At 73.0% G+C, this 3,270-nt stretch carries 4 protein-coding genes; 1 reads left to right on the plus strand and 3 read right to left on the minus strand.

Going from position 1 to position 3,270, the window contains the following annotated elements; all coding sequences use genetic code 11:
- Nucleotides 1–609 (plus strand): PTS sugar transporter subunit IIA (locus tag ACYVE9_RS20185; RefSeq protein ID WP_461029296.1); only part of this gene is annotated, 609 nt, incomplete at its 5' end.
- A gap of 7 nt (nt 610–616) precedes the next feature.
- On the opposite strand, the gene ACYVE9_RS20190 is transcribed toward ACYVE9_RS20185, so the two are convergent.
- The 3 genes from ACYVE9_RS20190 to ACYVE9_RS20200 form a co-directional block, all read right to left on the minus strand.
- The gene (locus ACYVE9_RS20190) at nt 617–1,528 is read right to left on the minus strand and encodes a cation diffusion facilitator family transporter (protein ID WP_461029297.1); all 912 of its coding nucleotides are present in this window, start codon (nt 1,526–1,528) and stop codon (nt 617–619) included.
- 67 nt (nt 1,529–1,595) lie between these two features.
- Nucleotides 1,596–2,795 (minus strand): mannose-6-phosphate isomerase, class I, encoded by a 1,200-nt coding sequence (manA, locus tag ACYVE9_RS20195; protein ID WP_461029298.1) that lies wholly within the window; start codon nt 2,793–2,795, stop codon nt 1,596–1,598.
- A 187-nt stretch (nt 2,796–2,982) separates the two neighbouring features.
- Nucleotides 2,983–3,270: SIS domain-containing protein (locus ACYVE9_RS20200; RefSeq protein ID WP_461029299.1), on the minus strand; the 288-nt coding region annotated here is incomplete at its 5' end.

The following is a 3,270-nucleotide window of genomic DNA, read 5'->3' on the forward strand; positions in this document are numbered from 1 at the left end:
CCCCAGGCGGGCGGCGCCCACGCCACCAGCACCAGCACCAGCACCGACCGGAGCCCCACCCGGGCCTCCGGTGCCGTGGCCGGTGACGTCGCCGGGGGTTCCGGCGAGGCGCCCGCCGGTGCGACGGGAGCCGACGACGCCGGTGAGCGCCTGGACGTGCTGTCCGGCTACCTGACCGACGAGACCGTGCGGGAGGAACTGGCGGCCACCGGGAAGGACGAGGCGATCCGGGAGCTCGCGTGGCTGCTGTCCGCCAGCGGCAAGGTGGCGGACAGCGCGGAGTTGGTCCGTGCGGCGCTGGCCAGGGAGGAGCAGGGAACCACCGGCCTGGGCGACGGGATCGCCATTCCGCACGCCAAGACCGGTGCCGTCACGGCCCCCGTGGTGGCGTTCGCCCGTTCCCGCGAGGGCGTGGAGTGGGGCGCGCCGGACGGTACGCGGGCCCGGCTGCTGTTCATGATCGCGGTGCCGGAGTCGGCTGCCGGTGACGAGCACCTGCGGATCCTGGCGCTGCTGTCCCGCAAGCTGATGGACCCGGACTTCCGGGAGCGCCTGCTGAGCGCTCCCGGAAGGGACGGGATCCGCGCCGCGCTCGGCGAGATCCGCTGAGCAGCGATCAGCTGCGGGGGATGTCCGGTTCCAGGTAGATGACCCGGGCGATCGGCACGGCACGGCGGATGCGCGCCTCCGCCTCGTCGATCGCCCGGGCCACCTCGCCGGCCGTGTCGTCGTGGGCCACCGCGATCTTCGCGGCGACCAGCAGCTCCTCCGGACCCAGGTGCAGGGTCCGCATGTGGATGATGGCGGTGACGGAGGCGTCGTCGACCATGGCGTCGCGGATGCGGTCAAGCTCCACCGGGTCGGCGGACTCACCCAGCAGCAGGGACTTGGTCTCCGCTGCGAGGATCACCGCGATCACGACCAGCAGCACACCGATGCACATGGTGCCGACGCCGTCCCACACACCGTTGCCGGTGAGCAGCGCCAGCGAGACACCGCCGAGCGCGAGGACCAGGCCGACCAGCGCGCCGAGGTCCTCCAGCAGCACGACGGGCAGCTCCGGCGCCTTGGCGCGGCGCACGAACTGCACCCAACCGAGCGAGCCGCGTACCGCGTTGGACTCCTTGATGGCGGTGCGGAAGGAGAAGATCTCCGCGATGATCGCGAAGACCAGCACGCCGACCGGCCAGTACCAGTGAGTGATCTCGTGCGGGTCCTGGATCTTCAGGTAGCCCTCGTAGAGCGCGAAGACGCCGCCCATCGAGAACAGCACGATCGCCACCAGGAAGCTGTAGATGTAGCGTTCCCGGCCGTAGCCGAAGGGGTGCTCCTCGCTCGCCTCCCGCTTGGCCTTCTTGCCGCCGAGCAGCAGCAGCCCCTGGTTGCCGGCGTCGGCGAGCGAGTGCACGCCTTCGGCGAGCATGGACGAGGAGCCGCTGAAGACCCAGGCCACGAACTTGGCCACGGCGATCGCGAAGTTCGCGATGAGGGCCGCGAGAATGGCCTTCGTACCGCCTGATGCACTCATGGGTGCTTTTTCCTTCCGGCTTCCAGTGCGCCCGGTCGCTGTTGGTCGCGGGCGGCCTCGGACGGCGTCAGGCCGCCACGGTGGCGCGGAAGATCGTACCCCCGCCACTGACCCGGACTGATCCGCCGGCCGGAACGTACACCGACTGTCCATGTTCCAGGGGCAGTTCGTCACCCGACGGCCCGTGCAGCAGCACGCTGCCGGCGGTGCACAGCAGAATCTGCGGGCCGTCGGCGGCGAGTTCGGCCGGGGTCGCGGCGGGGGCGAGCACGTGGCGGCTGAGCTGGAACTCCCGGGCCGGGGTGAGGTAGACCTCGGACCCGTCGGCGTCCGGTTCGGGGCGGAGCACGCCGGGGTCGCGCGGCTCGAACCGGACCACCCGCAGCAGTTCCGGCACGTCCACGTGCTTGGGCGTGAAGCCGCAGCGCAGCACGTTGTCGGAGTTGGCCATGAGTTCGACGCCCAGGCCGCCGAGGTAGGCGTGCGGCACGCCCGCACCCAGGTAGAGCGCCTCACCGGGTTGCAGCCGCACGTGGTTGAGCAGCAGCGCGGCGACGAAGCCCGGATCGCCGGGGTAGTGGTGGGCGGCGGCCGCGCAGGCGGCGTACGCGGCGGCGTGCGGCCCGTCCTCGGCTCCGAGTCGGGTCGCGGCGGCCACCGCCTCGGTGACGGTGCCGGCCACCGCTTCGCGGTCGGCGGTGAGGACGGCGGTGAGGACCTCGCGCAGCGCGGCGTCCTGCGGGTGGGCGCGCAGCAGGTCGACGTAGGGCTTGAGGCCGTCCACGTCGAGCGCGGCGAGCAGGTCGGCGGCCTCCTCGGGCTGCCGGAAGCCGCACAACCCGTCGAACGAGGTGAGCGCGCAGAGCAGTTCGGGCTTGTGGTGCGGGTCCTTGTAGGTGCGGCGGGGGTCGTCCATCGGCACGCCGTCGGCTTCCTCGGCGGCGAAGCCGGCTGCCGCCCGGTCGCTGTCGGGGTGGACCTGGAGGGACAGCGGCGCCGCGGCGGCGAGCACCTTGAACAGGAACGGCAGCCGCGGGCCGAACGCCTCGACTGCACGGTCACCGAGCTCGCCCCGCGGGTCCTCGGCGATGACCTCGGAGAGCGGGCGCGGACCGGCGCCCCGGTCGACCAGCGAGGGCGCGCCCGGGTGGGCGCCCATCCACAGTTCGGCCTGCGGTTCCCCGGAGGGCTCGACGCCGAGCAGTTCCCGGATGCCGTCCCTGGAGCCCCAGGCGTAGGGGCGCACGGTGTTCGCGAGGCGATCCATGGAGACGTTCCTTCGACGGTGCGAGCGGGCGAGCGGGCGTGCGGAGGCGAGCGGACGAGCGGGGTGAGCGGCTGCCGGGACGTGCGGGGGCGGGAGGGGTTCGCGCGGGTGTGCCGCCGCGCCACCGGCGGCGCAGGGGCTCCCCGGCTCGTCCGCCCTTTTGAGGACCGCGCCGACGGACAAGGCTCTACAGGTTCGGGGTGAGCGCGAGGTAAACCGCGGCGAAATCGGTGGTGGCGATCAGCTCGGCGGCGGCTTCCATGGTGGTGCTGCCCTCGGTCGGTTGCAGTTCGCTGAGCGGGGTGTTGTGGGTGTGGGCGAGTTCGCGGGCCGCTGCGGCGGCCGAGTCCCGGCCGGCCTCCTCCTGGCGCAGCAGGACGACCCGGGCACGCAGCGCCTGCGGCTCCTCCAGGCGGTCGCGGAAGAAGGCGTCCGGATCGGCGCCGCCGGCCAGGTCCCCGATGAGCAGGGCGGC

Source organism: Streptomyces sparsus (assembly GCF_054776295.1).

Bases quoted from the DNA above. Each gene is read 5' to 3' on its own strand.
- ACYVE9_RS20190 (WP_461029297.1), bottom strand. From the start codon at position 1,528: ATGAGTGCATCAGGCGGTACGAAGGCCATTCTCGCGGCCCTCATCGCG.
- manA (WP_461029298.1), bottom strand. From the start codon at position 2,795: ATGGATCGCCTCGCGAACACCGTGCGCCCCTACGCCTGGGGCTCCAGG.